We start from the raw sequence: 25,731 nt of genomic DNA, 5'->3' as shown, positions 1-25,731 counted from the left end.
GACCGTCCGACCTCTGGCCGGACTAGACGCCGAGATAGGTGTGGAGCTTGTCCATGTTGGCGGCAAGCTCCGCATTGGAAAATCCGTCAATGATCTTGCCGTGCTCGACGACGTAATAGCGGTCGGCAACGGTGGATGCGAACCGGAAGTTCTGCTCGACCAGAAGGATCGTGAAACCTTCCTTCTTCAGCCGCGCAATGGTGTGACCGATCTGCTGAATGATGACAGGCGCAAGACCTTCGGTCGGCTCGTCGAGCATCAGGAAGCTGGCGCCGGTGCGCAGGATGCGCGCGATCGCGAGCATCTGCTGCTCGCCGCCGGACAGCTTGGTACCCTGGCTGTTGAGCCGCTCCTTCAGGTTCGGAAACAGATCGAAGATCTGTTCGAGCGGCAGTCCGCCCGGGCGCACCACCGGCGGCAGCAATAAATTCTCCCGCACGTCGAGACTGGAGAAAATCCCCCGCTCTTCCGGGCAGAACGCGATGCCCATCCGCGCGATCTTGTCGGAGGTCGCGCGGATGATGTCCTGGTTGTTGAATTTGATCGAGCCGGCACGCTTGCCGATGATGCCCATGATCGACTTCAGCGTGGTGGTCTTGCCGGCGCCGTTGCGCCCCAGCAGCGTGACGACCTCGCCCGCGTTCACGTCGAAATTGATCCCGTGCAGGATGTGGGATTCGCCGTACCAGGCCTCCAAGTTCCGGACCTGGAGGATGTTACCGCCGGTTGCGGCCTTCGCCGGAGCTTCGGCCATCGCAGTCTCAGGCATGACCGGCTCCCAGATAGGCTTCCTTGACGCGCTCGTCCTTGGTGAGATCGGCGTAATTGCCCTGGGCGAGCACCTGCCCGCGCGTCAGCACGGTGATGATATCGGAGAGATTGGCCACGACGCTCAAATTGTGCTCGACCATCAGGATGGTGTACTTCGCCGAGATACGCTTGATCAGCGCTGCGATCTTGTCGATGTCCTCGTGGCCCATGCCGGCCATCGGCTCGTCCAGCAGCATCATCTCCGGATCGAGCGCCAGCGTGGTCGCGATCTCGAGCGCGCGCTTGCGCCCGTAGGGCATCTCGACCGCCGGCGTATTGGCAAATTCGCTGAGGCCAACATCGTTCAACAATTCCAGCGCGCGGTTGTTGAAACGGTTGAGCACCGATTTCGAACGCCAGAAATCAAACGAGCTGCCGTGCTGACGCTGGAGCGCAACACGGACGTTTTCCAGCGCGGTCAGGTGCGGAAACACCGCCGAGATCTGGAACGAACGCACCAGCCCCAGGCGCGCAACATCGGCGGGTGCCATCGCGGTGATGTCCTGTCCCTTGTACAGGATTTTTCCGGCAGACGGTTTGAGGAACTTGGTCAGAAGATTGAAGCACGTCGTCTTGCCGGCGCCGTTCGGGCCGATCAACGCGTGAATACTCCCACGGCGGACCTTGAGCGCAACGTCGCGGACGGCGAAGAAGCCCGCGAACTCCTTGGTCAAGCCTTCCGTTTCGAGAATGAACTCATCGGCCAAACAGATTTCCCCCTGCCCGCGCAATACGCGTGGCTGTCCTTGTGACTTCGGCTTTCCGGAGGCCTTGGAGCCTTCCCGGAACGCCGCCTCCGGGCGCGGAATATGCCGGAGGTGACGGGGGTTAGGCAAGGCGGAAAGCTGAGCAGGTCAGGCCTCCGGCCGGGAGTCTTATGCTCCCTTAGTTGGAGGTTTTGTGATGTTGCGCCTGCCGGCCGTCCGGTTCGCAAGACACCGGTCATCAAGCCGTCGTTAACGGTCTTTGGTCCCGCGCGCCAGCCTTCATCAAAAATTTCCCCACCGTGGCGATCATGTGCGGGTTTCATTCGCCGGGAATATTGTTTTGGATTTCGCCAGCGCCGCTCCGTCCGTCGTCAAATCGATCAAGCAGCGTGACCTGCTCAACACGTGGCTGCGACTTTATGCGCGCCAGCAGGCTGCGCCGGCGATCTGGGAGTATCAGCCCGCGCGACTCGAGGAGGAGCTGTCCGATCTCATCTACTACACGGTGGACAATTCGCCGGCGACCCCGCGCCTGACCATTCAGAGCGAGGGCACACGGATTTCGCGCGCTTATGGCCATACCGGCAAGGGAATCCTGCTGGAGGATTATGTCGGGCCGCGGCTCGCGCCCTTCGTCATGCCGGTCTACCACGAATGCGTCGCCCGCGGCCTTCCGGTCTACAGCGTTGCCGAGGTCGACGACATCTACGGCCGCATCGTCGCCTACGAACGGCTGCTGCTGCCCTTCCTGACCGACGACAAGGTCAGTCACGTCATCGCTTCGCTCAAGACCTTCTGCGAGGACGGCGGCTTCGAGATCAAGAATCTGCTGCGCGGAAATGACGCGCTGCCGCGGCCGAAACTGCGCACGGTGATCGACCGCGAACTGTTTCACCGCGCCCCCGGACGCATCGTCGCTGCTGACGTCGTCGAATTCGCCGATCAGCCCGGCGGTCCTGATATCACCACCGAAATCATCGAGCTGAATTAGCTTTTACGCGATTTGGCGCCGACTTCCTTGTCGTAGATATCAGGCTTGAAGCCGACCAGCAGCTTGCCGCCGATGTCGAGCACCGGCCGCTTGATCATCGATGGTTGCGCTAGCATCAAGGCCAGGGCCTTCTTCTCCGTCAGACCTTCCTTGTCTGCGTCCGGCAACTTCTTGAAGGTGGTGCCGGCGCGATTGAGCAACGTCTCCCAGCCGACCTTGTCGCTCCATTGCTTGAGCTTGTCCTTCTCGACGCCGGCGGCCTTGTAGTCGTGGAACTCGTAGGCGACGCCGTGACCGTCAAGCCAGGCGCGCGCCTTCTTCATGGTGTCGCAGTTCTTGATGCCGTAGATGATGTTGGGCAAGACGATCCTCGCGCATGCGTCGTGACGTGCTGTGGCGTTGTACGAAACTCCGGTTCGCGCGACAATATTGCCAAAGACGCTTTCGACCTCTTCCGAACGGACACATCATGCACGTGACCCACGATCCCGCGGCATCCGCCTCGCCGACCATCGACTTCAACACGTTCCTCGCGGTCGATATCCGCGTCGGCACCATCGTCGACGCAAAGCCGTTTCCCGAGGCGCGCAAGCCGGCCTGGCGGCTGTGGATCGACTTCGGCCCGGCCATCGGCGTGCGCAAGAGCTCGGCGCAGATCACCGAGAACCATCCGCTCGAGACGTTGGTCGGACAGCAGGTCGCGGCCGTCGTCAATTTCCCGCCGCGCCAGATCGGGCCTGTCGTCTCGGAGGTGCTGACGCTCGGCTTCCCCGATGCCGACGGCAAGGTCGTGCTGATGCAGCCGAGCAAGCCGGTGCCGAACGGCGGGCGACTGTTCTAGCGGAATCGCCTTCGCGGACTCTCTCAGATCTCGTCCGGTTTCTTCGGCTCAATCGCCCGGACTTGACCGGAAACCGCTTTGCCATTAAAAATGACTGACTGATCGTTTTTTATTAAGGTAAGCTTCGTGGGAGCCATTTCTGGCTGCCTCCTAAAACGATCGCACGGTCAGTTATTTACGGACGGGACGGATGCCCAAGATCAGCGACAAGAAGCGTGAAGACCGGCGCCAGCAGATCCTCGAAGCCGCGCTCGCCTGCTTCTCCGAAGACGGATTTCACCAGACCGGCATGGCCGATATCGTCAAGCGGTCCGGCCTGAGCCACGGCGCGGTCTATCTCTACTTCCAGAGCAAGGACGATCTGATCGAGGCGCTGGCCGACGACCGGCATCGCCGCGAGGCCGTCCTCAACTCGGTCGCGCAAGGATCGGGCGATCCGATCGAAGGATTGCACGCACTGGTGCGCGTCTACGCGCAGTGGCTGACCGATCCCGCCGGCGAAGCGCGGCGCCGCGTCGGCATCCATGGCTGGGCCGAGGCGCTGCGCAACCGCCGCGTCCGCACCAGCGTTGTCGAAGGCATCGACATGCCGCGCGCGCTGATCGTGGCGCTGGTCGAACGCGGCCAGCACGACGGCCTGATCAAGCACGATCTCGGCGCCGATGCGATCTCGCGCGTGCTGGTGGCGATCTTCCAGGGCTTTGTGCTGCAAAAATGCTGGGGCGAGGATTTTGACGTCGCCGCCTGCATGGCGACTGTGACCGGCGTGATCGATGGCTTTCGTACGGCCAAGCCCGACATCAAGCGACGAACGAGGACGTGAACGATGTCGGCAATCCACGACCTCCTCGCCGGTGCCGGCGTCGGTCTCATCGGCGGACTGACCTCGGGCTTCATGGGCACGAGCCCGGGCGGCGGCCTCGTCATCTTCACGGTGCTGCTGCTCGGCGCCGAGCAGCACGTCGCCCAAGGAACCTCGCTGATCACGCAAGTCCCGCCGACAGGTCTCGCCGGCGTACGTCGTTACTGGCAAAGCGGCAATCACAGCCCGTTGCTGTGGATTGTCTGGATCGGCGTCGGATTTCTGATCGGCGGCGCGGGCGGCGGCTACGCCGCGGCCGCCGTCTCCGACGCGGTGCTGCAATGGACCTACGTCGCCTACCTGGTCGCTCTCATCGCGCTTCTGATCCTGCGTCGTGACCGCAAGGACGGTAGCAGCCCCACCGCTGATCAGGACCACCTGCCCTGGCTCCCCCTGCTGCTCATCGGCGTGCTTGCCGGCTTCTCCTCCGGTTTCATGGGCATCGGCGGCGGACTTGCGATCACGGTCGGCCTCGCCGCGGGCCTGCGCGTGCCGCAGCATCAGGCCCAACTCATCAGCCTCATCTTCTCGGTGATCCCGACCAACATTCCGGCCGCCTGGATCTACTGGAGCAAGGGACTGATGGTCGGCTGGCCGGCCATCATCGGCATTATCGCCGGCCTCTGGGTCGGCACCGATCTCGGCGCACGGGCGGCGAACGGCGTCAGCAAGGCGGTGCTGCGCCAAACGATGATCGCCCTCGTCGTACTGATGGCGCTCTACATGACCTACAAGGCGCTGGGCTAGCTTCAAGGCCGCTTCGGAATATTCAATCCGCGCTCAACGGCCGGACGGGCCAGCCCGCGCTCAAGCCAGGCCGCGACCGACTTGAATTGGCTGAATGCGACGAGATCGCCGGCACCGTAAAAGCCGATGAGGTTGCGTACCCAGCCAAGCATGGAGATGTCGGCGATGGTGTAGTCGTCATCCATGAACCATTGCCGTCCGGTGAGATGCGTCTCCATCACGCCGAGCAGGCGCTTGGACTCGCCCACGTAACGCTCCAGCGGGCGCTTGTCCTCAAAATCCTTGCCGGCGAATTTGTTGAAGAAGCCGACCTGGCCGAACATCGGCCCGATGCCGCCCATCTGGAAGTGCACCCACTGGATCGCCTGGTAGCGCCGGGCGGCGTCCTGCGGCAGCAGCTTGCCGGTCTTCTCCGCGAGATATTGCAGAATCGCACCGGACTCGAACAGCGGCAGCGGCCTGCCGCCGGGACCGTTGGGATCGAGGATCGCCGGGATCTTGCCATTGGGATTGAGCGAGAGGAATTCCGGCGTCTTCTGGTCGTCCTTGCCGAAGTCGACGAGATGAACCTCGTAAGGCAGCCCGATCTCCTCCAGCATGATCGAAACCTTGACGCCGTTCGGCGTCGGCAGCGAATAGAGCTGGAGCAACTCCGGATGCTTGGCAGGCCAGCGCTTGGTGATCGGAAAGGCGGACAAATCAGACATCGGAACCCCGGCTTCATGCGTGAGATGGCGCTTAATCTAGGCGAGCCATCGAACGGCGCAAGGCCGGGTCATTCAGTCAAACTACAACGGCCGCAGCAAATGATTGGTGGCGTAGAGCGCTTCGCGCTGGGCGCGCTGCTCGATGAAGAGCTGCCCGGTGACGAGCAATGCTCCGGTGAAAACGAGCGCGAGCATCGCTGTCGCGAACTGGCTGGCATCATTCATCGCACGGGCTTCTCTCAATTCGGTTCGCACGGGGAACGCGCGCCGGCAATCGCCAGTTCCTCCATGGTTCAAATAATTTGCCTGTTTTTCCCGGGTTGGCCTGCAGCCCGGCGCCCTCAGTAATTGATCTCCATGCGCAGCCCGCGCGGATCGATCTCATCCCCGCCGACGCGCTGCCTGCTGTCCCGCGCCGCGACCGCGCAGGCGCAGGCATCGATGAGATCGTCGCGGCCAATGCCGGTGCCGTGCCGCTGCGTCAGCCATTTCGGCAAGCGCGTGAAGCCGCGCTGCGCCAGCAGCGCGATGCGTTGCTCGCGGCCTTGCGCCGATGCCTTCCTCGCAAGCCGGATACGCCCTGAGAGATTCCAGAAAATCAACTCCGGATGCGCTTCGCCGATTGTCGCTTGCCGCGGCGGCGTCATGATCGCGTCGACGTCCCTGATCTTGTCCCTGATGTTCCAGAGCTGCGCCGAGACACCCCTGCCCTTGCCTTCGTGCTCCCAATAATGCCGATTGGCCGACGCCATGTCGGAAAATAACCAGAGATCGCGGCGGGCCCCGAGAAACACCGCCGGGCCCACCATTTCGCGTGCACGCAGATCGCATGTTCGATAGCCGGTCGGCTTCAACCCGATCGGCATATCGATCATCGTACGCGCATGCGGCATCGCGAGCAGGCGCGTGAGGCCCGGCGAATAATCGAAGCCGTGATCGCCGCGATCATCGATCCACGCGGCGACCCAGCCGAAACGAAATCCGTCGAGACCGAGATAGTTGTTCACGCGTCCGGTCCCGCCTTCCACCAATGCTCGCTCATCCAGCGCCCCGATGCCGCTCGAACAGCCGTTGTGCCAGCAGCGCATGGCCGAGCGTGCCGCCGGCGCGCACGGCGGCTGCGATCAGCGCGGCTTCCGCCACCTCCTCACGCGAGGCACCGGCTTTCGCGGCCTGCGCCGCATGCACATCGAGACAATAGGCACATTGCGTGGTGAGCGCGACGGCGAGCGAGATCAGCTCGCGATATTTCGGCGGAATCAATCCGTCGTGGCGCTCGACCGCGTGGTTGAACGCGAGGAACGCATTGGCCTCGATTGGCGCCAGCGCGACGAAGGCCGGGATCGACTTCAGATCGTCGGGGGTTTGATATTCGGTCATGGCTCACCTCGTCAGATATTCGCGCATCAGGGCGCGGGCACGATGCAGGCGCGCTTTCACGGTCTGTCGCGTTGCGCCGAGCGCCTCGGCGATTTCATCGATGGTCATTTCCTTGACGTCGCGCATCAGCGCGACATCGCGGTAATGCAGCGGCAGCGCCTCGAAGGCCGCGGCCACGTCGAGCCGCAGATCGGCCTCTGGGCGCGACAGCAGCGCGGCCTCCGCCTGGCTCTCGTCGATCGACGGGGCCAAGCCCGCCTTGCGCGCGAGGCGCAGGCATTCGCGCCGGACCACGCTGAACAGCCACGCCGAAAATGCGAGCAGTGAACGGATCGCGCCGACATGCCGGCTCAGGATCCACAACGCTTCCTGCGCCGCGTCCTCGGCGTCCGCGGAATTGCGGCAGGTCGCGCGTGCGTAACGGCGGATATCCGGCTGTGCCGTCTCGAGCAGAACCGCGATCGCCTGGGGATCGCCGAGCCGGGCCGCCTCGAACAGGTTTGAAGAGATCGCCGCAGCACTCACGACACGCCTCCCCTGCCGATGCCGGCCATCGCGCACATCGGGCAATAGCCGACGAGGCCGGTCAGCGCGAAGCCGGCGCCGCCGAGCGCGACCAGCCATGCCGGCGCACCGGTGAGATGAACCAATGCCGCGATTGCTACGGCGATTCCGGCGACCACCCGCACCGCCTGGTGCAGGCCGCCGATATTCTTCCTGTAAAATGCCATCACATCCTCCAACACGAGCCGAGACGGAATGCCTCGACCGTGAAGAGGGCGCGATCGCGCAAAAGGATTCGCGGCTGCTTGCAATTTTTTTGCGGTCAGCCTCCGACCGCCTGGTAGGCCAGGCGCTTGAACTCGAAGAAGAACGGATTCCAGAAGCCCATGTGGCGCTGCGCCATCAGGACGCCGGCGGTGTTGACCTCAGGGCAGATCCACCAATGGGTGCCGGCAAGACCGCCCCACTGGAATTCGCCTGTGGAATTCGGAGGATCGAACTGCGTCGGCGCGAAGGTCACGGCACCCCCGAGGCCAAAGCCCTTGCCCGGCATCGGCCCGAGATTGGCAAATCGGATGGTCTGGCCCGCCGGCAACTGGTTGGTCATCATCTGCCGCAGCGTCTCAGGCTTCAGCAGCGCCTCCGGTCCGGGCACCAGCGCACGCACCAGCGAGAGCATGTCCGGCAGGGTCGAGACCAGCCCGCCACCGCCCGACAGCCGCGGGAACGGCCGTCGATAGGCCTGCGGGTAAGGCAGATCGTCGGCGCGGGTGAGGCCCGGCTTGGTCGGATCGAGCACGTCGGCACCGGTATAGTGCGCGACCAGCCTCCCCTGCTGCGCTTCGGGCACCGAGAAGCCGGTATCGGTCATGCCGAGCGGATCGAAGATGCGTGCCTTGAAGAAGGCGTCGAGGGGTTTTCCCGAGACGACCTCGACGACGCGACCGAGCACGTCGGTCGCCACCGAATATTCCCAGCTGGTACCGGGATGGTAGGACAGCGGCAGATCGGCAAGCTTGTCGATCATGTCGGTCAGAGGCGTCAACGGATTGAGCACGCGCGCATCGTTGTAGCCCTTGAACAGCACGGTGCCGGGATCGAAGATGCCGTAGCTGAGGCCCGAGGTGTGGGTCAGGAGGTGCCGGATCGTGATCGGGCTCTTCGCCGGCTCCGCATCGGCGAGGCTCGAAGCCCCCTGCTTCAGCACCTTGCGATTGCCAAGCTGCGGCAGGAATTTCTCGATTGGATCATCGAGCCCGATGCGGCCCTCTTCGACCAGCAGCATGATCGCGGAGGTGACGAAGATCTTGGTGTTGGAGAACGCGCGAAAGATATGGTCCGGCCGGAGCGCCGTCTTCGCCTCGCGATCGGCAAAGCCGACGCATTGCTGATCGACCACCTCGCGCCCGCGCAGCACTGCCCAGGACATGCCGGGGACGATCTCCTGATCGACGTAGCGCTGCATCGCTGTCCGCGCGGCGGAAAAATCTGTCGTTCTGGCATCCATAAACCGGTCCCTTCCCGAGATGATGGCGATGGATATAGCAACGAATCGGCCGCGGGGAAGCCTGTTCGCGCAAGGCGCGGCCGGCGCCGTCAACACCCGCATTTTTGTTTCACCGCATGTTCGCCTCGGCGCGAGCAACACAACGAAAACGCCAGCAATCCCTACGGCAAGATCTCATTAAGCGCGCGACCTTTAGCCTCACACCCATGTTCAGCGTATCTTCAATTTCATCAAGGGTGACCGGCAATGACCTCGATCTCCGCAACGACCACCAATTCCTACTCCCCACTCGACCGCCTTAAGAGCGAGCTCACCAAGGAAGTCTCGGCGGGCACCATCTCGTCGAGCGATGAATCCGCACTGTCGTCCGCGCTCGACGATATCGACTCGGCGATGAAGAGCAGCGCATCCAGCGCCAGCTCCTCGTCGCCGCCCTCGGCCGACGAGATGCAGTCCAAGATCGACGACCTCATCCAGAACGAGGTGTCGAGCGGCAAGCTGACCAGCGACCAGGCCAGTGAGCTGAAGAACGTGTTCGCCAACACCTTCTCCGGCAGCGCCAATGGCGCCGGCGGACCGCCGCCACCGCCCGATGGCAGCAGCGATTCGTCGAGCACGAGCAGCACTGGCAGCACCGACTCGACCTCGTCGTCCGATTCCTCGTCCAGCTCGTCTTCGGCCACCACCGCAGAGCTGATGAAGGAGTTGATCTCGCTGCTCCAGAACGCAACCAGCCAGTCGACATCCTATGGCTCCAACGGCAACTCGGCGTCCTCCAACGCATCGAGCGCGCTGCTCGTCGACTACACGACCTAGGATGCGCGGCCCGGCGCAGGCCGCCGGGCCGTCATTCCTGCTTCATGAACGCCGTGACGTGCAGACGACGGCGGATGTGCATGCCCTGGCGCTGATAGAGCGCGATGGCGGACGTGTTGTGGGAGAATACGTGCAGGAACGGAATCTCGCCGCGCGCCTCGATCTGGCGCGCGACCGCGGCGAGCAGCGCCTGCGCATAGCCGCGCCCGCGATAGTCGGGATGAACGCAGACCGCGGTCATCTCGACGAACTTCCCCGGTTTCATCCGCTCGCCCGTCATCGCGACCAGCTCGCCGTCGACGCGGATGCCGAGGAACGTCCCGAGCTCATGCGTTCGCAATGCAAACGGCCCGGGCTTGGTCAGCGCGGTGAGCGCCATCATCGCGGGAACGTCGGCCGCACCAAGCGTGACGATCTCGGCATCGCGCAACGGGCTATCCGCGGGCGAGCCGATCATCTGCTCGCCGGTTTCGGCCAACACGACCTTGAAGCCCGCGGGAACATCGACCGTATCAGGCGTGAACAGCGCGGCAACTTGTGAGCCGGACATGAGATCACCGAGCGCGGCAAAGCTTGCCGCCGACATGTCGACCATGTCGGCGAACGGCGTCATGTCCAGGGGATAGCGCAGCGCGCGCGGCCCGCCTTCGGCCAGATGCCGATGGCTCGTCGTCAGTGCGCTCCAGATCGGACGGTCCAGGAGCCGCACATCGCTGTCGGACACCGGCCTAGTCCTTGTCGAAGCTGACGATGACGGCGGCGTTGGCGATCAGGATGGGATCATTGGCCACTTCCGTGGCCGAGGGAATCTCCAGCCCGCCCTTGACCGCGGTGACGGTCACGGTGCCGTAGGGAAGCTCCTTCGCGACCGCCTCCTTGTCGACGGCCTCGGGATTGGGCACGCCGATGGTGACGTCGACGAACATGTCGTTCGCGGTCTTGTCGATCATCCGGAAGAAGCCGAGGCTCGAGTGCCGGATCGCATCCGACACCGCCCGCTTCGCTGCCTTGGTGGCGTCCCTGCCGTGAACGTCGACGCCCATGCCCATCTCGGTGATACAGCGAACGCGAGTCATGTTCATTCCTGCCGGTGCTGGAGTTCAGAGGGGCTGACCTTCCGCGATCCGCGCCTCCGGCACAAGCGCCTTTTCGCGCAGGAAATATGCGTTGCGGTCCTCCTCCTGCGCGTTCACGACCGCGCGAATTCTCAGCAAATCCTTGCGAGCGACCAGGCCGACCACGCGATGGCTCGCACGATCGACCACCGGCAGCCGCCCGAGGTCGGAGGCGACCATGAGATCGGCGACCCGCCCCAGCACGTCGTCGGGATGAGCCACCACGACCGAAGTATCCGACACGACGTCGTCGAGCGTCGCCGCCTGATGATCACCCTCGGTGCGCCAGCGCAGCACGTCGGCGCGGGTCACCATGCCGTTCAGCCGTCCATCGGCGGCGACGACGGGATAGGATTTGTGACGGCGCTGATCCGAGGTGAAGAAAGCAACCGCCGCATCGATGGACATGTCGACCGGCAGCGTGTCGACCTTGGTGACCATGACATCGGCCGTGCGAATCAGCTCGAACGGATCGATCGCGTATTCGCGCGTGATGTGTTGGCCGCGGCGCGCGATCTTCTCGGTCAGGATCGAGCGTTTGAGCAAAAGCACAGTGACGGCGTGCGCCGCGCCGGTCGCCGCCAGCAGCGGCAGCAGCATGTCGATATTGCCGGTCAGCTCGATCGCGAACATCACGCCGGTGAGCGGCGAGCGCATCGTGCCACCCATCATCGCGGCCATGCCGACCAGCGCCCAGAATGATGCGCCACCCGGCAGCGCCAATCCCTCCAACCAGCCGGCCGTGCCGCCCAGGATCAGCAGCGGCGCCAGCACGCCGCCCGAGGTGCCCGAACTGAGCGCGATCACCCAGATCGCGGATTTCACCAGCAGCAACCGGATCGCCTCGTCGCGCACCATGTGGCCGGACAACAGATCGGCAATGACGTCGTAGCCGACGCCGAGCGCGCGGGGATCGATCAGCCCGCCAAGGCCGACGACGAGGCCGCCGAGCATCGGCCACCACATCCAGTGCACCGGCAGATGGTCGAACAGGTCTTCGATCGCGTAGAGCAGCCGCGTCATCAGCCCGGATTGCAGGCCGGCGACGATGCCGACGCCGATCGCAGCCACGAGGCCCCACCAGGGCAGATCCGGCCGCTCCGCGAACGGAAACAGCGGTCCGGTCCCGAACAGCAGCGGGCGCCACGCCGCCGAGATCACCGCCCCCGTCACCACAGGCAGGAAGCTGCGCGGCTTCCATTCGAACAGCAGCAGCTCGACCGCGAGCAGCACCGCCGCGATCGGCGTGCCGAAGATCGCCGTCATGCCGGCGGCCGCGCCCGCGACCAGCAGCGTCTTGCGCTCGGCGGCGGTGAGATGAAAGCACTGGGCGAAGATCGATCCGATCGCGCCGCCCGTCATGATGATCGGTCCCTCGGCGCCGAACGGACCGCCGCTGCCGATCGACACCGCGGAGGACAACGGCTTCAGGATCGCGACCTTCGGCTGCATGCGGCTGCCACCGATCAGGATCGCCTCGATCGCCTCGGGAATACCGTGGCCGCGGATCTTCTCCGAGCCGAACCGCGCCATCAACCCGATCACGAGACCGCCCAGCGCCGGCGCCAGCACCATCCAGATCCCCGGATGGGCATTGGCCAGCGAGACATTCTCGGCGCTGACATGGCCGAACCAGACCAGATTGGTCACCAGCGCGATCAGCTTCAGCAGCACCCAAGCAGCCCCGGCACTGATGCTGCCGACCAGCAGCGCCATGCCGATCAGGACCAGCACGCGGCGGTCGGCGGTAAAATCTCCGGGCTTGCCGCGAGGCCGCGGGAGGCCGCCGGTCATGTCGGGGGTCTGGCGCATGGATGTCTCTTGTCGGGAGGATGCTTCGCGCCTGCCAATATATCGTAGAACGATATATATCAAGGAATGGCTGGTATTCACCGAGCCGTAAATCGGGCCGAGATCATCCCGATGTGGCCATCCTTCGAGACGCCCGCTTTGCGGGCTCCTCAGGATGAGGTCCGGATATGCGGCGAGATGCTAATTCCTCATGGTGAGGAGCCCGCTGAAAGCGGGCGTCTCGAACCATGCAGGCCCCGCTCTCCTATTTCTGCCGCGCGCGCAGCTCGTCGACCAGCACCCGCACGTTCTCCGAATAATCGATCGGAATCACGACCAAATGCACGCCGCCCTCCTTGAAGGCGGCATCGAGCGTCGGACCGAAGCTGTCGATGCTGGCGATGCGGTGGCCCTTGGCACCATAGGCCTTGGCGTAAAGCGCAAAGTCGGGATTGCCGAAGGTCATGCCGTAATCGGCGAAATGGTCGACGGCCTGTTTCCAGCGGATCATGCCGTAGGCGTTGTCCTCAAGCACCAGCACGACCAGATTGAGCTTGAGGCGGACGGCGGTTTCCATCTCCTGGCTGTTCATCATGAAGCCGCCGTCGCCGGCGACCGCGAGCACGCGGCGATCGGGATAGAGCATCGCGGCCATCATCGCCGACGGCAGGCCGGCACCCATCGTCGCCAGCGCGTTGTCGAGCAGCAGCGTGTTGGCGACGCGGGTACGGTAGTTGCGCGCGAACCAGATCTTGTACATGCCGTTGTCGAGCGCGACGATGCCGTTCTCGGGGATGACCTGGCGGATGTCGTGCACGATGCGCTGCGGCGTCGGCGGCCAGCGCGTCTCGGTAGCGCGGTCGGCGATGTGGTTGAGGATCTCCTCGCGCAACGGCAGCAGCGCCGCTGCCTGGGGCAGCTTGCCCTCGAGCCGGTCGGCCAGGAGCTCCAGGCTCGGGCCGACGTCGCCAATGACCTCGGCGTCGGGAAAATAGACGAGCTCGACGCTCGCCGACGTGTAGCTGACGTGAATGACCTTCGGGCCCGACGGCCCCATGATGAAGGGGGGCTTCTCGATCGGATCATGGCCGATCGCCACGATCAGGTCGGCGGCGTCGATCGCATCATGGACATAGTCGCGCTCTGACAGTGCCGCGGTGCCCATGTAGAGATTGGTGCCGCCGGGCACGGTGCCCTTCCCCATCTGCGTGGTGAAGAAGGGAATGCCGGTCCGCCGCACGAAGCTGGCGATGCCGTGGGTCGAGTGCGGCCGGCTGGTCGCAGCGCCCATCATCACCAGTGGGCGCTTGGCGGCCAGGATCATCTCGGCGGCACGGTCGAGCGCAGCGCGGTGCGCAACGGGGATTTCGATCGGATGAATCGGAATCACCGGGGTAGCAGCCACCTCATCACCCGCGATGTCCTCGGGCAATTCCAGATGCACCGGACCCGGCCGCTCCTCCATCGCCACGCGGAAGGCATCGCGGACCACGGTCGGAATCGAGGAGGCGCTGACGATCTGCCGCGACAGTTTCGTCAGCGGCTTCATGGTCGCAACCACGTCCACGATCTGGAAGCGTGCCTGCCGACTGCTCATGATCGGCTTCTGCCCGGTGATGAGGATCATCGGCATCCCGCCGAGATGCGCATAGGCGGCACCGGTCGACAGGTTGAGCGCGCCCGGGCCAAGCGTGGAGAGGCAGACGCCGGGCTTGCCGGTCAACCGGCCGTGGGTCGCTGCCATGAAGGCGGCCGCTTGCTCGTGGCGAGTCAGGACCAGCTCGATCTTCGAGGTGCGCAGCGATTCGACGAGGTCGAGGTTTTCCTCGCCAGGCACACCAAAAATTCGGTCGACGCCTTCGTTCTCGAGCGCCGCGACGAACAGGTCCGATCCTTTGACTTTGCGTTCCTGCTCGCTCATGTCGCCTCTCCAGTGACGATGTCCGCTCCTGCACACCGCAGGAACTCGGCACGCATCGTAACCGCGTGGCGTTCAGGCACAACTCACAATGCAGCTGGCTTGTCAGGGCGCACGAATTTTCTTCGTATCCATCGCTCTCATGGCGCAGCAACGCCTCTTGGCGTTGCTGCGCCCGTGGCACGAGACCATCGTTCAACGATGGCACACCAACGGAAGGTATTGTGGGCGGAGGACCTCACCTCACCTTCAGGCTTAGCTCCGTGCCGCCCTTGAGCGGCAGCGTCATCGACACGAAGCCGTTTTGGGGATCGCGGATGAAGGCGAGATAATCGGGTTCGGCATTGTCGTTCATGACATAGCCGCCTACGAGCAGCTGCGGCGCAACGATCTCGATCACTTCGCGCGCAAGCGAGGGACCACCCTCGCCCGGCCATCCGTCAATCAGGACGAAATCGACCGGGCCGCCGAGATCGCGCAGCGTCTTGCGGGCGTCGCCTTCGCGGATCTCGGCATAGTCGGCCAACCCCGCCTCAGCGAGGTTACGCCTGGCGGCCTCGACCTTGGCTGGCACGATCTCCGAGCCGATCACCTTCCCGCCGCCATTGTCGCGCAAGGCGGCGGCGAAATAGAGTGTCGACATGCCGACCGAGGTCGCGAATTCCGCCACGCGCGTGGCGCGCAGGCCGCGGCACAGCAGGTAGATCAACTCGCCTTGCTCGGGATGGATCGAAAAGCCCTGCTCGGCATAAGCGTGGGGATCGCGGCTGTTGAAAGAACTGCGCGGTCCGCCGCCGGAGGGCCGCTGCCGCGCGCCTTGCAGGCGCGCGATCACGGCGTTGACGCGCGGATCTCGGATCGGGCTGGGCGGCTGATCAGTCATGTCCCGCTTTCCTCGTCACTTGCCGAGAATTTCCGCGGCTGCACGCTCCAGGATGCCGGCGATGCGACGCGCCTCGGCGGAGTCGCTGCCGTGCCTGGAACGCAGCGCGCGCTTGAGGTTGTGGCGGGCCCGATGCAGCTCGTCGGAGGCATCGGCATCGAGATCGCTGACGCCGGCAAAGGCCTCGCGCACCTCGTCCATGCGGCGCCCGATCCGTGACAGCGCCTGGAGGATCGCATCAGCGGTCCAACGCTGCTCGGCGAGATAGGCCTCACCCTGCGGCGTGATGCTGTAGAGTTTTCTGCCGCCATCCTGGGCGACGCTGGTGTGGCCGACCTCCTCGAGATAGGTCAGCGCTGGATAGATCACGCCGGGGCTCGGCGTATAAAACCCCTCCGAACGCTCCTCGATGATCTTGATCAGCTCGTAGCCATGCGCGGGCTTTTCGGCGAGCAGCGCCAGGATCACGAGCTGAAGGTCCTGCGAGGACAGCCGCCGTGCGCCCGGAAACTCGTCGCCGCCGCGCCCGAAAAAGCCATGCCCGCCGCGGCCGAAGCGATGCCGCCCGCCATGCCGGCCCATGGCGAAGTGGGCGAAGTGCCCAAAGTGAAAGTCTCTGTGGTCTCGGTGTTTACCGAACATATCTTACGTCTCCTTCTCAAAACATATCTTACGATATAGTTTGCGATAGTCGAAGCGCAAATCACGGGTCCGTGATCAATCGTCGGCCGGAAGCCGCAGCCGCCGGCCGCTACTCGGCAGCCTCGCTATGGGGAACGCCCTGCTCGACCTCGAGCTGGAGGATGTCGTTGAAGCGATTGAAGGCGCCGCACAGCGCGATGCGCCAGGTCAGCTCGACGATCTGCGCTTCCGAGAAGTGCATGCGCAGACTGGCAAAGATCTCGTCGCGCGTCCTGTTCCAGTTGTTGGTGACGGCAATGGCGTATTCGACGACCAGCTTGTCGCGTTCATCGAGTTCGGGGTGATCCTTGTAGTCGATGAGGCGCGCGGCCCCCTCCTCTGACACGCCCTGCACCGCGAGTTTTGGCGCGTGGTGGGAAACGCAGTAATCGCACTTGTTGAGCAGCGACACCGTGACCAGCGCCAGCTCGAGATGGCGCTTCGAGACCATGCCTTCGCTGGCGAGATCGACCAGCAGCGACCACATGTGCTTGAAGATCGGCGCGCGATGCGCCATCACACCGGCCTGGTTCTCGAACGCACCATAGGTCGTCATCTTGTCCCACAGGGGGCGCAGTGCTTCCGGCAGATCGTCCCTGGTCTTGATCGAAACGCGCGACATGGCATTCCATCCTCGGTTGGAACATGCATGCTGCCACAAAGGTGCGCCGATGTCCGCTATTGCAATCGCATGACTCCCAAGACCTTCGAGGCCCGTTGCCTGCGCCTGCCCGCTGCCACCAAAGTGGTGCAGTGGGAAGGCACCTCCGTGTTCAAGGTCGGCGGCAAGATGTTCGCGCTGAGCGGCGGCTTTACCGCAAGCTACATGTTCAAGACCGCTGATATGGCCTATGCGATGCTGATCGAGCACGGTGTCGCGCGGCCGGCGCCCTATCTGGCACGGGCCAAATGGGTGCAGTTGGTGAGCAACAACGCGTTGCCCGATGCGGAGCTGACGGCCTATCTCGCGCAGGCCCACGCCCTGATCGTGGCAAGGCTCACACGCAAATCGCGGAAGGCGCTGGGGCTGGACTAGAGCTTGGCCTCGCCAAAAATGCGTCCCACCCAGTCGAGGAAGACGCGCAGGCGCAGCGTGAGCTGGCGGTTCTGCGGATAGAGCGCCGACAGCGGCGTCGGTGATGGTGGATGGTTCGGCAGCACTTCGACCAGCGCGCCGCGGGCGAGATCATCTTCGAAACGATAGCGCGGCGCCTGCGCCAGCCCGAAGCCGAGCCGCGCCAGATCCGCCATCGTGTCTGAATTGTTCACCCTGATCCGGCTCGGCAGCACGATCTCGCGAAGGGCACCGCCCACGGAAAACTCGAGCGGCAGCACGTCGCCGGTTCGCGACGAGATGAAGCCGACCATCTGGTGGCCGTCGAGCGCATCCGGCGACGCGGGCGTGCCGTGCGCGGCGAGATAGGCGGGGCTCGCCACCGTTACCTCCGCAATCGAGCCGAGACGGCGCTGGATCATGCCGCTGTCTTCGGGCTGGCCGGACCGGATGACGCAGTCGACGCCCTCGCGCACGAGATCGACGAGGCGATCGCCCTGCCCGATCTGCAGCTCGATCAACGGATGGCGCGCCAAGAATTCAGGCAGGTTCGGCAGAATGAAGGTGCGCGTCAGCAGCGGATGCGCATCGAACCGCAACAGGCCGCGCGGCTGGGCGTCGCGCATCGCGCTCTCCGCCTCCTCGACCTCCGCCAGGATCGCGACGCAGCGGCGATAATACTCCTCGCCGTCGAGCGTCGGCGTGACATGTCGCGTGGTGCGTTCGAGCAGGCGCACGCCGAGATGCGCCTCGAGGCCGCGCAGGACTTCGCTTGCGGTGGAGCGCGGCAGGCCGAGATCGGCCGCAGCAGCGGTGAAACTTCGCCTTTCCACGAGGCGGACGAACAGGCGCATGGTCTCGAAGCGGTCCATGGCCGATTGTTCAACATAGCCGCCAGGTGATGGCAAGAGCCGCGGGATGATCGCACGCGGAGCGATCGGCCGATCCCGGCACAGGCGGCCCGCGCGAAGCGCCGCCACTCTCCGCAACGTGATGATATGACGATCGTCCTCCTATTGGCGCGCTACTGCACCGCACCTAGCTAAGATGAAAGGTTCTCTCTGATGGAGATTTCCATGGCCAAGCCCAACACCGCATCCACGAAAAACCATCGCTACGAATTCGTACACGACGACGGTACCGACTTCGTCTCTCATCAACGGCGCCGCGACGACGGCCTCTGGCAGACCGTTGCGACGTGGATGATTCCGCAGGTGACCTGCATCTAGAATGCGGCGCGCTCGTCCTTAATACTTGCGTCGGAGGCGAACATCGCCTCCGACTTTGACATCAGATCCGGGTCGCGGTTTCGATTAACGCTTATTCGCGCTGCCCGCCTGCGTGTTGCGCAGCAAATTGTCGCGCAGCCGGCTTACGGTCTTCTGCACCACCGGAAATTCGTCGCCCAGGCCCGTCGCATCGACCACGGATTCGCCGAGATCCTGCTCGATCAGCTTCCTTCCGGTCGGGGTCAGGCTGACCCGCACTTGCCGCTCATCCGCGGGATCGCGGTGGCGCTTGATGAAGCCCACCTGCTCCAGCTTTTTCAGGATCGGCGTCAGCGTGTTGGATTCCAGAAACAGTTTTTCGCCGAGCGCGCTGACCGTCAGCTCATCCTCGTCCGATAGCGCCACCATGGCGATGTACTGGGTGTAGGTCAGGCCGACCTTATCCAGCAGCGGCTTGTAGGCACGACCGAAGGCCAGATTGGCCGAATAGACGGCAAAGCACAGGAAATTCGAGAGTTTTCGGCCTTTATCGGCGGTTTTGGGGGAACGGGCCATTGGAACCTCCGCAATTCGTGATCCGCAATCCATATAAATCGCATCCGATTAAATCGGAAGAGCTTGACCGGCGGACGCGCGAGGTTTATTTCGCATCGTATCCGATTGGATCGGACACGATCAAAATGGAAAGGACGATCGCCATGACCACCGCTGCAAAGGTTCTCTTCACCGGCAAGACCCACGTCACCGCAGGTCATCAGGGCGCTGCGCGCTCGCAGGACGGCCAACTCGACATCAAACTGCCGCAGCCGCACCCCGCTGCCGAGAACCTGTTCGCCGCCGCCTGGTCGGCCTGCTATCTCGGCGCCATCGGCCTCGCCGCCGCCCAGCGTAGGGTCAAGCTGCCGGAAGAGCCCTCGGTCGACACCGCGATCGACCTGAACAACGCAAACGGCGCCTTCTTCCTGCGCGCACGTCTCGACGTCAGCGTCCCCGGCGTAGATCGCGCAGTTTCGCAGGAGTTGATCGAGGCCGCGCACGGCATCTGCCCGTACTCCAAGGCCGTCCACGGCAACATCGAAGTGACCACCACCCTCGTCTGACACACCCCGACGCGGCCCGGCCGAAGAACGGCCGGGCGCGCGGCGCGGATCATCAATCCGGGAGCCGACCATGACCAACTCTTTCCTGCGAACCGTGCGCGTGCTGGCGAGTGCAGCCGTACTCGCGACCAACCTCGTCACGCTGCCGGCCGCGGCGGCCCAGCCGGCCGGCGTTACCCGCACCGACCTGCAGCGTCACGATCTCAGCGCGCCCGGCCGCGAGGCCGTCCAGGTGCGTGTCGATCTCGCCCCGGGCGTCGCGTTTGGCCGGCACAGCCATCCGGGCGAAGAGATCATCTATGTGCTGGCCGGCTCCATCGAATACGACCTCGACGGTAAACCGCCGGTGACGTTGAAGACCGGCGATGTCCTCTTCATCCCTGCCGGAACGATTCATGCCGCGAAGAACGCCGGCGACGTGTCCGCGAGCGAGCTTGCGACCTATATCGTCGAAAAGGACAAGCCGCTGCTGACGATCGCGAAGTGAACACGATTGACCAAGGCGTGATATCTGACTAAAGTCAGATAATGCTCGATCCCGTCTCCCGCGTCCGCCGCTTCAACCGTGCCGTGACTTCCGCCGTCGGCGCGCTCGACAATTCATTCCTCGGGCGCGGCCGGCCGCTGGGCGCGGCGCGCGTGCTCAATGCGATCGGACAGGGACGCTCCGACCTCGGCGAGGCCCGCGACTATCTCGGCCTCGATTCCGGGCTGATGAGCCGGCTGTTGCGCAGCCTGGAAGATGAAGGCCTGATCGAAACACATCCGCACGAGGACGATGCGCGGCGCCGCGTGGCCAGCCTTACCCGCGCCGGCAAGCGCGAATTCGCAGCCTATGAAGCGCTGTCCAACACGCAGGCCGAAGGCTTTCTCGCCCGCAATGGGCAGCGCGAAGCACTGCTCGCGGCGATGGATCTGATTGCGTCTGCGCTGACGCGCGACCGTATCGCGCTTGCCGAGATGGATCCGCGCAGCGACGAGGCGCGCTATTGCCTCAGGGAATATTATGCCGAGCTCGGGCGCCGCTTCAAACAGGGATTTGACGTCTCGCTGTCGCGCGACCCCGATGCCAAGGACATGCGCCGGCCCCGCGGCAGCTTCATCGTCGCCATGTCGGATACGTTACCGATCGGCTGCGTCGGGTTGAAGGGAACCGATCATGGCTATGCCGAGATCAAGCGGCTGTGGGTCGCCTCTTCCGCGCGCGGATTGGGCCTCGGCAAGCGCCTGATGGATGCCGCCGAGGATACCGCGCGCACGCTCGGCATCGCGCTGCTGCGGCTCGACACCAACAGCGCGCTCCCCGAGGCCGGCCAGCTCTACCGCACCACCGGCTGGCGCGAAATCCCGCGCTTCAACGACGACCCGTATCCAGATCTGTTCTTCGAAAAACCCTTGTGAGCGGCACGCCGATTCCCCTGCTCCCGCGTTAGGCCCGGAGCCGCAGGAGCATCGCCATGACGCCAGTCGAACTCGCCGACATCTATCGCGACTACATCGCCTGCCTGAACCGGCAGGATTGGCCTGCACTCGGGCAATTCGTCCATGACGAGGTCACCCACAACGCATGGCCCCTCGGGCTGGCGGGTTATCGCGCCATGCTGGAGCGGGATTTTCGCGAGATCCCGGATCTGCATTTCAACATCAGGCTTCTGATCTCCGAACCACCGCGCATTGCCAGCCGGTTGAAATTCGATTGCAAGCCGGTCGGAAACTTCCTCGGACTTGCCGTCAACGGCAAGCGCGTCTCCTTCTGCGAAAACGTGTTCTACGAATTCGACGACGGAAGGATCCGGCAGGTGTGGTCGCTCGTCGACAAGGCGGCCATCGAGGCGCAGCTCTGAGGCTGCGCCTCGATCCGCTCAGGCCGCCACCGGCGCCGGCGCGGGCTCGCTTTGCGGCTTCGGAAAGGGCCGGAACGTCATCGCCATCAGGAACGCGCCGAGACCCATCGCCCAGGAGCCGATATAGAGCCAGGCGTAGCTGGAAAACGCGTCGTAGATCATGCCGCCGGCGAGCGGGCCCGTTGCCATGCCGAGACTACCGGCCATCGCGGTGCCGCCGATCACGGTGCCCATCATCTTGAGCGGAAAGTTCTCGCGGATGATCACCGCATAGAGCGGCATGGTGCCGGCATAGATGAAGCCGAAGACGGTCGCGACCATGTAGAAAGTCGTAAGCTCATGGGCGAAGACATAGGCGAGCGCGCCGAAGGCTTGCGCGAGCAGGCCGCCGACCAGCACACGCTTGGCGCCCAGGCGATCGCCCATCAGGCCGAATGCGATACGGCCGCCGAGACCAGCCAGTCCCTCGACACTGTAGATCGTCACCGCCGAGATCAGCGGGATGCCGCAACTGACGGCATAGCTGACGGTGTGAATGATCGGACCGGAATGCGTGGCGCAGCAGAAGAAATTGGTCGCGATCAGGATCAGGAATTGCGGCGAACGCAGCGCTTCGCCCACCGTCATCTCGGATTGCGGTCCACCCGGCCCCGCTGCGCCGACCGGCGGATGCGCAAGCGCCGGCGGACGGCGGACCAAAAGCGCGACCGGGATCATGATGACGGCGACCACCAGCGACACGATCTGCATCGCGGTGCGCCAGTCGTGGTTGGACACGAGCCATGCCGCGAGCGGCGCCATCGTCATCGGCGCCACGCCCATGCCGGCCGACACCAGCGAGACCGCAAGGCCGCGATGGGTGTCGAACCAGCCGGTGACGGTCGCCATCATCGGCGCGAAGATCGCGGCGCAGGAAGCGCCGACCAAAAGGCCGAACACGAACTGGAACGCGATCAGCGAGGTCGCGTGGCTCGCGGCGAACAGGCTCAGCGCCAACACGACCGATCCCGTCAGCACCACCGGCAGCGGACCAAACTTATCCGTCAACGAGCCCCAGGCCATGCTCGTGAAGGCCATCGCCAGAAAACCGATCGTCATCGCGCTGGAAATGCCGGTCACCGACCAGCCGGTGTCCTTGGCGATCGGCTGCAGGAACACCGGCAGCGAAAACATGCCGCCGATCGCGACGCAGCCAAGCAGGCCGCCGGCGGCGACGATCACCCAGCGATAAGAGGAAGAAGTCATTTTTGTCTCCCGTCAGGTCTGTCTGGGTGGAAGACGAATGGAAATGGGGAAAGCAGACAGGGCGACCCTACTTTATTTCGCAAGCTATCACGACTGCCGACAGCGCATGGTTCCGCGGCGGATGCCTCTGGTGCGCCCCGCGCACGCTGCCTATGTGCTGGCAGCAGATGTCAGGAAGTCATGCATGCCGAAAATCGACGTCGCCGCCGTTCCGGCCCGCAAGGGCTCCGGTTATCCCGCACCCTTCGACGCCCCTTGTGCGGAGCGCATCCGCAAGCGGCTCGGCAATGCCGGGGGCCTTTCCGATTTCGGCGTCAATCTGATGCGACTGCCGCCTGGCAACTGGTCGAGCCAGCGGCATTGGCATTCGCATGAGGACGAATTCGTCTATGTGCTCGAAGGCGAAGTGACCCTCGTCGAAGACGAATGCGAAACGGTGCTGCGCGCCGGCGACTGCGCGGCCTTCCCGAAAGGCAGCGGCAACGGCCATCACATGATCAACCGGTCGGACGCGATTGCCGTCTATCTCGAGGTGGGCTCGCGTGCGCCCGAGGACCTCACGACCTGCTCCGACATCGACATGATGAGCGCCAATTCCGATGGACGGTTCGTGCATAAGGACGGCACGCCCTATCCGCACAGGTAAGCCGAGAACTTACAGGAAGTGCCTTTTGCGAAAGCGAGCCACCTGGCGATCCATTCGATCCAGCAGCATCGGATCACGGCGCCCCCCCGCGCTTCCTCCACGACGCGCTTGAGGACCGGAAGGGTCACTCGCCAATAGAAAGCGACATGCTTCGCCCCGGACTCCTCGCCGATTTCCCAGCCCGGCCCCTTCCGCACCGATGATGGTGGCACGCTCTGTTCCACCGTCAAGATCGTCTCCGCGCCCTCGTCACCCTGCTTGGACTCGAGCGTCATGGTGACGGTCGAATAGCATTCCGCACGATCCGGCAGACCGGACACGCTGGACCAATAGGTGTATTGCAGCAGCGCGTGCGGCTGGACCTGAACGACCTGCCCTTTGTCCCGATAACGTCTCGGTCCGATGATCGCCTCGATCTCGATCAGGTCGCCGGTCTGCCAACCGGTCCTAAAGTGGGCATTGCGCCATTGGTCCCCGGCATCGCGACCGGTCAGGGCCGCCCACACATCCCGCGGTTCGGCTGCAATGCTGATCGACTGAAGCACCGTATGAAACGACACAGATTGACCTGCCCCTCATCTAGATCCGCGCATCAAATTCCATGAGTATCTGACGCCCTTCCGGCCAGTCGCCGAGATTGCTCCCGCCATTGATGTGGCCCCTCGCGCCGATGTTGACGAGATCGCTGCCCCACTGCCCTGCTCTTGCTTCCACGTATGGCAGCGACGCGTAAGGGTCGTTGCTGCTGGCCACGATCAACGAGGGAAAACGAAGACGCTCTTCCGGTACGGATGCGAACGCGGCGGCCTCGACAGGAAACGCCGGAGACCGCGGATCGGGAACGGCAACCAGAAGCGCTCCCTTCACCGGCGCGGACATCTGTTTTTGCCAATGCGCAACGAGCAGGCAGGCCAGGCTGTGAGCCACGAGCACCGGCGGCCTTGTCGCCGCGCCGACGGCCCGATCCAGGGCCGCGATCCAGTCGACCAGATCAGGTTGCTCCCAATTGGCCGGAGCGAAACGGCGGATCGCAGGATCAGCCAGCTCCCAACGGCTTTGCCAATGGGCTTCGCCGGAGTTGCCAATGCCCGGCAAATGAATGAATTCCGTCACGCCTCACCTCTCGTCTTTCATCACGCTGGCGCGGAGCATGGCGATTTACAAGCGCAAACGGAATTGGCATTCATCGGAAAGCGAAGCGCAATTCCGATAGATTAGAGGTCATGACGCGAAGCCAAGAGTTTCATCCCGTTCTCGATCCGACCGATGTCGCGATCATCGAAACGCTGCAGGACGATGGCCGCATCAGCGTCTCGGAATTGGGCAGAAAGGTCGGCCTGTCCCAGCCGGCCACCTCGGAACGGCTGAAGCGGCTGGAGGAGCGCGGGATCATCAAGGCCTATCGCGCCGTCATCGATCCGGCCGCGGTCGGCCTCCACATGATGGCCATCATCCGGCTGCGGACGACGCATGAGCACATCAAGGCCTGCCTGAAGCAGTTTGCGGAGATGCCTGAGATCATCGAGGTCCTGAGGTTGACCGGCGAGGATTGCTTTCACCTCAAGGTGATGGTGCCCTCGCCGGCGGAGCTCGAGAGTATCGTCGATGCGATTGCCCGATATGGTTCGGTCACGACGGCGATCGTGCTGCGGAGCGAACCGCCGAAGCGTATCGGGCGTGAGCTGATCCAAAAGAGCTAGCGCGGGATTTGACCATTCGATCGCATCACCCCTGCTGCATCCGCCTGGTACGCCTGCGCCAGTCGCCGACGGTGAGCCATACGGCCGAGACCAGGAAGTAGAGCGCACCGACGCCGGCATAGCCCGCGACGTTTGCGATCGACGGCGACATCGGCGTCGTCGCCTGAAAGATGAAGAAGCTGCCGGCGAGCGCCGACTGACCGCCGCTGAGCACCATGGCCCATTGCGCGCCAAAACTTTTCCAGCGCCGGACCGCGGTCCCCAGCTGGAGCAAGCCGGACAGGATCGCCCAGGCGCCGAAGACGCCGAGCACCCCGTTCATGCTCGTTTGCAGGGCCACGATGACCGCGACTGATGTCGCGAGGCTGACCGCAACGTTCAGCGCCTGCGTACGATTTTGCGCGAGCCCGCCGCTGCGCAGAGCGTCCACGAAATTGGCCGCGGCGTCCCACGCCGGATAGAGCACGAGCAACGCGCCGGCGATCGCCGAAGACGACGATGCGACGGCAATCGCGGCAACGACCCAGGCAACGGAGAAGGCCGCGCGGAGGAAGTAATATTGCTTGAGCCATTGCTCGCGATCGTCACGAACGAGATCCGTTTGAAGATGAGCCATTGCTTTCACCCCTTACCTACTAGTTGGTAGTTTTACG

General features: G+C 64.0%; 36 protein-coding genes. 13 read left to right on the top strand and 23 right to left on the bottom strand.

Annotated features, from left to right (window positions below):
• Positions 1-22: 22 nt before the first annotated feature.
• Both NLM32_RS21800 and NLM32_RS21795 read right to left on the bottom strand, forming a co-directional pair.
• Positions 23-769 carry an ABC transporter ATP-binding protein gene (locus NLM32_RS21800; RefSeq protein ID WP_254130945.1) on the bottom strand — a complete coding sequence of 249 codons (747 nt, stop codon included), beginning with the start codon at positions 767-769 and terminating at the stop codon, positions 23-25.
• Positions 762-1,517 carry an ABC transporter ATP-binding protein gene (locus tag NLM32_RS21795; RefSeq protein WP_254130944.1) on the bottom strand — a complete coding sequence of 252 codons (756 nt, stop codon included), beginning with the start codon at positions 1,515-1,517 and terminating at the stop codon, positions 762-764. Before NLM32_RS21795 ends, NLM32_RS21800 begins: the two co-directional genes overlap by 8 nt.
• A 340-nt stretch (positions 1,518-1,857) precedes the next feature.
• Between NLM32_RS21795 and NLM32_RS21790 the strand changes: the two genes are divergently transcribed.
• Positions 1,858-2,508 carry a PAS domain-containing protein gene (locus NLM32_RS21790; RefSeq protein ID WP_254130943.1) on the top strand — a complete coding sequence of 217 codons (651 nt, stop codon included), beginning with the start codon at positions 1,858-1,860 and terminating at the stop codon, positions 2,506-2,508.
• Here NLM32_RS21790 and NLM32_RS21785 read toward each other — a convergent pair.
• The gene (locus tag NLM32_RS21785; RefSeq protein ID WP_254130942.1) at positions 2,505-2,870 is read right to left on the bottom strand and encodes an ArsC family reductase; all 366 of its coding nucleotides are present in this window, start codon (positions 2,868-2,870) and stop codon (positions 2,505-2,507) included. The two genes, NLM32_RS21790 and NLM32_RS21785, sit on opposite strands and share 4 nt — an antisense overlap.
• Positions 2,871-2,977: 107 nt before the next feature.
• On the opposite strand from NLM32_RS21785, the gene NLM32_RS21780 reads away from it, so the two are divergent.
• The 3 genes from NLM32_RS21780 to NLM32_RS21770 all read left to right on the top strand — a co-directional run bounded on the left by NLM32_RS21780 (position 2,978) and on the right by NLM32_RS21770 (position 4,958).
• Positions 2,978-3,349 (top strand): tRNA-binding protein, encoded by a 372-nt coding sequence (locus NLM32_RS21780; protein ID WP_128961888.1) that lies wholly within the window; start codon positions 2,978-2,980, stop codon positions 3,347-3,349.
• A 190-nt stretch (positions 3,350-3,539) separates the two neighbouring features.
• Positions 3,540-4,172 (top strand): TetR/AcrR family transcriptional regulator, encoded by a 633-nt coding sequence (locus NLM32_RS21775; protein ID WP_254130941.1) that lies wholly within the window; start codon positions 3,540-3,542, stop codon positions 4,170-4,172.
• A 3-nt stretch (positions 4,173-4,175) separates the two neighbouring features.
• Positions 4,176-4,958 (top strand): sulfite exporter TauE/SafE family protein, encoded by a 783-nt coding sequence (locus tag NLM32_RS21770; protein ID WP_254130940.1) that lies wholly within the window; start codon positions 4,176-4,178, stop codon positions 4,956-4,958.
• A 2-nt stretch (positions 4,959-4,960) separates the two neighbouring features.
• Here NLM32_RS21770 and NLM32_RS21765 read toward each other — a convergent pair whose 3' ends face one another.
• From NLM32_RS21765 to NLM32_RS21735, 7 genes are all read right to left on the bottom strand, one after another.
• Entirely contained in the window at positions 4,961-5,665 is a 705-nt protein-coding gene (locus NLM32_RS21765; RefSeq protein WP_254130939.1) for a glutathione S-transferase family protein, read from the bottom strand.
• An 81-nt stretch (positions 5,666-5,746) separates the two neighbouring features.
• A complete protein-coding gene (locus NLM32_RS21760; protein WP_254130938.1) occupies positions 5,747-5,890 on the bottom strand; it encodes a hypothetical protein in 144 nt (47 codons plus the stop codon).
• Between the two features lie 116 nt (positions 5,891-6,006).
• Positions 6,007-6,672: a DUF429 domain-containing protein gene (locus NLM32_RS21755; protein ID WP_254130937.1), complete on the bottom strand. Its 666-nt coding sequence runs from the start codon at positions 6,670-6,672 to the stop codon at positions 6,007-6,009.
• A 31-nt stretch (positions 6,673-6,703) separates the two neighbouring features.
• On the bottom strand, positions 6,704-7,045 hold the full coding sequence (locus NLM32_RS21750) for a carboxymuconolactone decarboxylase family protein (protein ID WP_254130936.1): 342 nt from the start codon (positions 7,043-7,045) through the stop codon (positions 6,704-6,706).
• A 3-nt stretch (positions 7,046-7,048) separates the two neighbouring features.
• Positions 7,049-7,570: an RNA polymerase sigma factor gene (locus tag NLM32_RS21745; RefSeq protein WP_254130935.1), complete on the bottom strand. Its 522-nt coding sequence runs from the start codon at positions 7,568-7,570 to the stop codon at positions 7,049-7,051.
• On the bottom strand, positions 7,567-7,776 hold the full coding sequence (locus NLM32_RS21740) for a DUF2892 domain-containing protein (protein ID WP_254130934.1): 210 nt from the start codon (positions 7,774-7,776) through the stop codon (positions 7,567-7,569). Before NLM32_RS21740 ends, NLM32_RS21745 begins: the two co-directional genes overlap by 4 nt.
• A gap of 95 nt (positions 7,777-7,871) precedes the next feature.
• Positions 7,872-9,056 carry a serine hydrolase domain-containing protein gene (locus NLM32_RS21735; RefSeq protein WP_309144855.1) on the bottom strand — a complete coding sequence of 395 codons (1,185 nt, stop codon included), beginning with the start codon at positions 9,054-9,056 and terminating at the stop codon, positions 7,872-7,874.
• Positions 9,057-9,302: 246 nt separating this feature from the next.
• On the opposite strand from NLM32_RS21735, the gene NLM32_RS21730 reads away from it, so the two are divergent.
• Entirely contained in the window at positions 9,303-9,872 is a 570-nt protein-coding gene (locus tag NLM32_RS21730) for a hypothetical protein (protein WP_254130932.1), read from the top strand.
• A gap of 31 nt (positions 9,873-9,903) precedes the next feature.
• Here the strand turns inward: NLM32_RS21730 and NLM32_RS21725 are convergent, their stop codons facing one another.
• The 7 genes from NLM32_RS21725 to NLM32_RS21695 form a co-directional block, all read right to left on the bottom strand.
• Entirely contained in the window at positions 9,904-10,596 is a 693-nt protein-coding gene (locus NLM32_RS21725) for a GNAT family N-acetyltransferase (protein ID WP_254130931.1), read from the bottom strand.
• 4 nt (positions 10,597-10,600) lie between these two features.
• The gene (locus NLM32_RS21720) at positions 10,601-10,948 is read right to left on the bottom strand and encodes a Lin0512 family protein (RefSeq protein ID WP_254130930.1); all 348 of its coding nucleotides are present in this window, start codon (positions 10,946-10,948) and stop codon (positions 10,601-10,603) included.
• A gap of 24 nt (positions 10,949-10,972) precedes the next feature.
• Positions 10,973-12,799 (bottom strand): chloride channel protein, encoded by a 1,827-nt coding sequence (locus NLM32_RS21715; protein ID WP_254130929.1) that lies wholly within the window; start codon positions 12,797-12,799, stop codon positions 10,973-10,975.
• 244 nt (positions 12,800-13,043) lie between these two features.
• Positions 13,044-14,699 carry an acetolactate synthase large subunit gene (locus NLM32_RS21710; protein ID WP_254130928.1) on the bottom strand — a complete coding sequence of 552 codons (1,656 nt, stop codon included), beginning with the start codon at positions 14,697-14,699 and terminating at the stop codon, positions 13,044-13,046.
• Positions 14,700-14,934: 235 nt separating this feature from the next.
• Positions 14,935-15,579: an O-methyltransferase gene (locus tag NLM32_RS21705; protein ID WP_254130927.1), complete on the bottom strand. Its 645-nt coding sequence runs from the start codon at positions 15,577-15,579 to the stop codon at positions 14,935-14,937.
• Positions 15,580-15,594: 15 nt separating this feature from the next.
• A complete protein-coding gene (locus NLM32_RS21700; protein ID WP_254130926.1) occupies positions 15,595-16,221 on the bottom strand; it encodes a PadR family transcriptional regulator in 627 nt (208 codons plus the stop codon).
• A gap of 109 nt (positions 16,222-16,330) precedes the next feature.
• Positions 16,331-16,882, bottom strand: coding sequence for a carboxymuconolactone decarboxylase family protein (locus tag NLM32_RS21695; RefSeq protein WP_254130925.1), 552 nt, complete (start codon positions 16,880-16,882; stop codon positions 16,331-16,333).
• Positions 16,883-16,951: 69 nt separating this feature from the next.
• On the opposite strand from NLM32_RS21695, the gene NLM32_RS21690 reads away from it, so the two are divergent.
• On the top strand, positions 16,952-17,296 hold the full coding sequence (locus tag NLM32_RS21690; protein ID WP_254135385.1) for an MmcQ/YjbR family DNA-binding protein: 345 nt from the start codon (positions 16,952-16,954) through the stop codon (positions 17,294-17,296).
• Here the strand turns inward: NLM32_RS21690 and NLM32_RS21685 are convergent.
• Positions 17,293-18,186: a LysR family transcriptional regulator gene (locus NLM32_RS21685; RefSeq protein WP_254130924.1), complete on the bottom strand. Its 894-nt coding sequence runs from the start codon at positions 18,184-18,186 to the stop codon at positions 17,293-17,295. The genes NLM32_RS21690 and NLM32_RS21685 overlap by 4 nt on opposite strands.
• A gap of 204 nt (positions 18,187-18,390) precedes the next feature.
• Here NLM32_RS21685 and NLM32_RS21680 point away from each other — a divergent pair, with 204 nt between their 5' ends.
• Complete coding sequence (locus tag NLM32_RS21680; RefSeq protein WP_254130923.1) at positions 18,391-18,543, top strand: hypothetical protein; 153 nt, start codon at positions 18,391-18,393, stop codon at positions 18,541-18,543.
• Between the two features lie 84 nt (positions 18,544-18,627).
• Here the strand turns inward: NLM32_RS21680 and NLM32_RS21675 are convergent, their stop codons facing one another.
• The gene (locus NLM32_RS21675) at positions 18,628-19,098 is read right to left on the bottom strand and encodes a MarR family winged helix-turn-helix transcriptional regulator (RefSeq protein WP_254130922.1); all 471 of its coding nucleotides are present in this window, start codon (positions 19,096-19,098) and stop codon (positions 18,628-18,630) included.
• A 143-nt stretch (positions 19,099-19,241) separates the two neighbouring features.
• Here NLM32_RS21675 and NLM32_RS21670 point away from each other — a divergent pair, with 143 nt between their 5' ends.
• The 4 genes from NLM32_RS21670 (at position 19,242) to NLM32_RS21655 (ending at position 21,487) form a co-directional block, all read left to right on the top strand.
• Positions 19,242-19,643 carry an Ohr family peroxiredoxin gene (locus NLM32_RS21670; protein ID WP_254130921.1) on the top strand — a complete coding sequence of 134 codons (402 nt, stop codon included), beginning with the start codon at positions 19,242-19,244 and terminating at the stop codon, positions 19,641-19,643.
• A gap of 70 nt (positions 19,644-19,713) precedes the next feature.
• Positions 19,714-20,130, top strand: coding sequence for a cupin domain-containing protein (locus NLM32_RS21665; RefSeq protein WP_254130920.1), 417 nt, complete (start codon positions 19,714-19,716; stop codon positions 20,128-20,130).
• Positions 20,131-20,171: 41 nt separating this feature from the next.
• Complete coding sequence (locus NLM32_RS21660; RefSeq protein WP_254130919.1) at positions 20,172-21,044, top strand: helix-turn-helix domain-containing GNAT family N-acetyltransferase; 873 nt, start codon at positions 20,172-20,174, stop codon at positions 21,042-21,044.
• 56 nt (positions 21,045-21,100) lie between these two features.
• On the top strand, positions 21,101-21,487 hold the full coding sequence (locus tag NLM32_RS21655) for an ester cyclase (RefSeq protein ID WP_254130918.1): 387 nt from the start codon (positions 21,101-21,103) through the stop codon (positions 21,485-21,487).
• 18 nt (positions 21,488-21,505) lie between these two features.
• Here NLM32_RS21655 and NLM32_RS21650 read toward each other — a convergent pair whose 3' ends face one another.
• On the bottom strand, positions 21,506-22,732 hold the full coding sequence (locus tag NLM32_RS21650; RefSeq protein WP_254130917.1) for an MFS transporter: 1,227 nt from the start codon (positions 22,730-22,732) through the stop codon (positions 21,506-21,508).
• A gap of 184 nt (positions 22,733-22,916) precedes the next feature.
• Between NLM32_RS21650 and NLM32_RS21645 the strand changes: the two genes are divergently transcribed.
• A complete protein-coding gene (locus tag NLM32_RS21645; protein WP_254130916.1) occupies positions 22,917-23,378 on the top strand; it encodes a cupin domain-containing protein in 462 nt (153 codons plus the stop codon).
• On the opposite strand, the gene NLM32_RS21640 is transcribed toward NLM32_RS21645, so the two are convergent.
• Positions 23,363-23,938 (bottom strand): SRPBCC domain-containing protein, encoded by a 576-nt coding sequence (locus NLM32_RS21640; RefSeq protein ID WP_254130915.1) that lies wholly within the window; start codon positions 23,936-23,938, stop codon positions 23,363-23,365. The two genes, NLM32_RS21645 and NLM32_RS21640, sit on opposite strands and share 16 nt — an antisense overlap.
• A gap of 19 nt (positions 23,939-23,957) precedes the next feature.
• Positions 23,958-24,491 carry an alpha/beta fold hydrolase gene (locus NLM32_RS21635; protein ID WP_254130914.1) on the bottom strand — a complete coding sequence of 178 codons (534 nt, stop codon included), beginning with the start codon at positions 24,489-24,491 and terminating at the stop codon, positions 23,958-23,960.
• Between the two features lie 110 nt (positions 24,492-24,601).
• On the opposite strand from NLM32_RS21635, the gene NLM32_RS21630 reads away from it, so the two are divergent.
• Positions 24,602-25,078, top strand: coding sequence for an Lrp/AsnC family transcriptional regulator (locus tag NLM32_RS21630; protein ID WP_254130913.1), 477 nt, complete (start codon positions 24,602-24,604; stop codon positions 25,076-25,078).
• A gap of 25 nt (positions 25,079-25,103) precedes the next feature.
• Here the strand turns inward: NLM32_RS21630 and NLM32_RS21625 are convergent, their stop codons facing one another.
• Positions 25,104-25,694 (bottom strand): DUF308 domain-containing protein, encoded by a 591-nt coding sequence (locus NLM32_RS21625; RefSeq protein ID WP_254130912.1) that lies wholly within the window; start codon positions 25,692-25,694, stop codon positions 25,104-25,106.
• Positions 25,695-25,731 lie beyond the last annotated feature (37 nt).

It is taken from the genome of Bradyrhizobium sp. CCGUVB14 (genome assembly GCF_024199935.1).
Lineage (GTDB): Bacteria > Pseudomonadota > Alphaproteobacteria > Rhizobiales > Xanthobacteraceae > Bradyrhizobium.
Note: the sequence above shows the minus strand (reverse complement) of the source record. Positions and strands in the feature narration are given on the sequence as shown.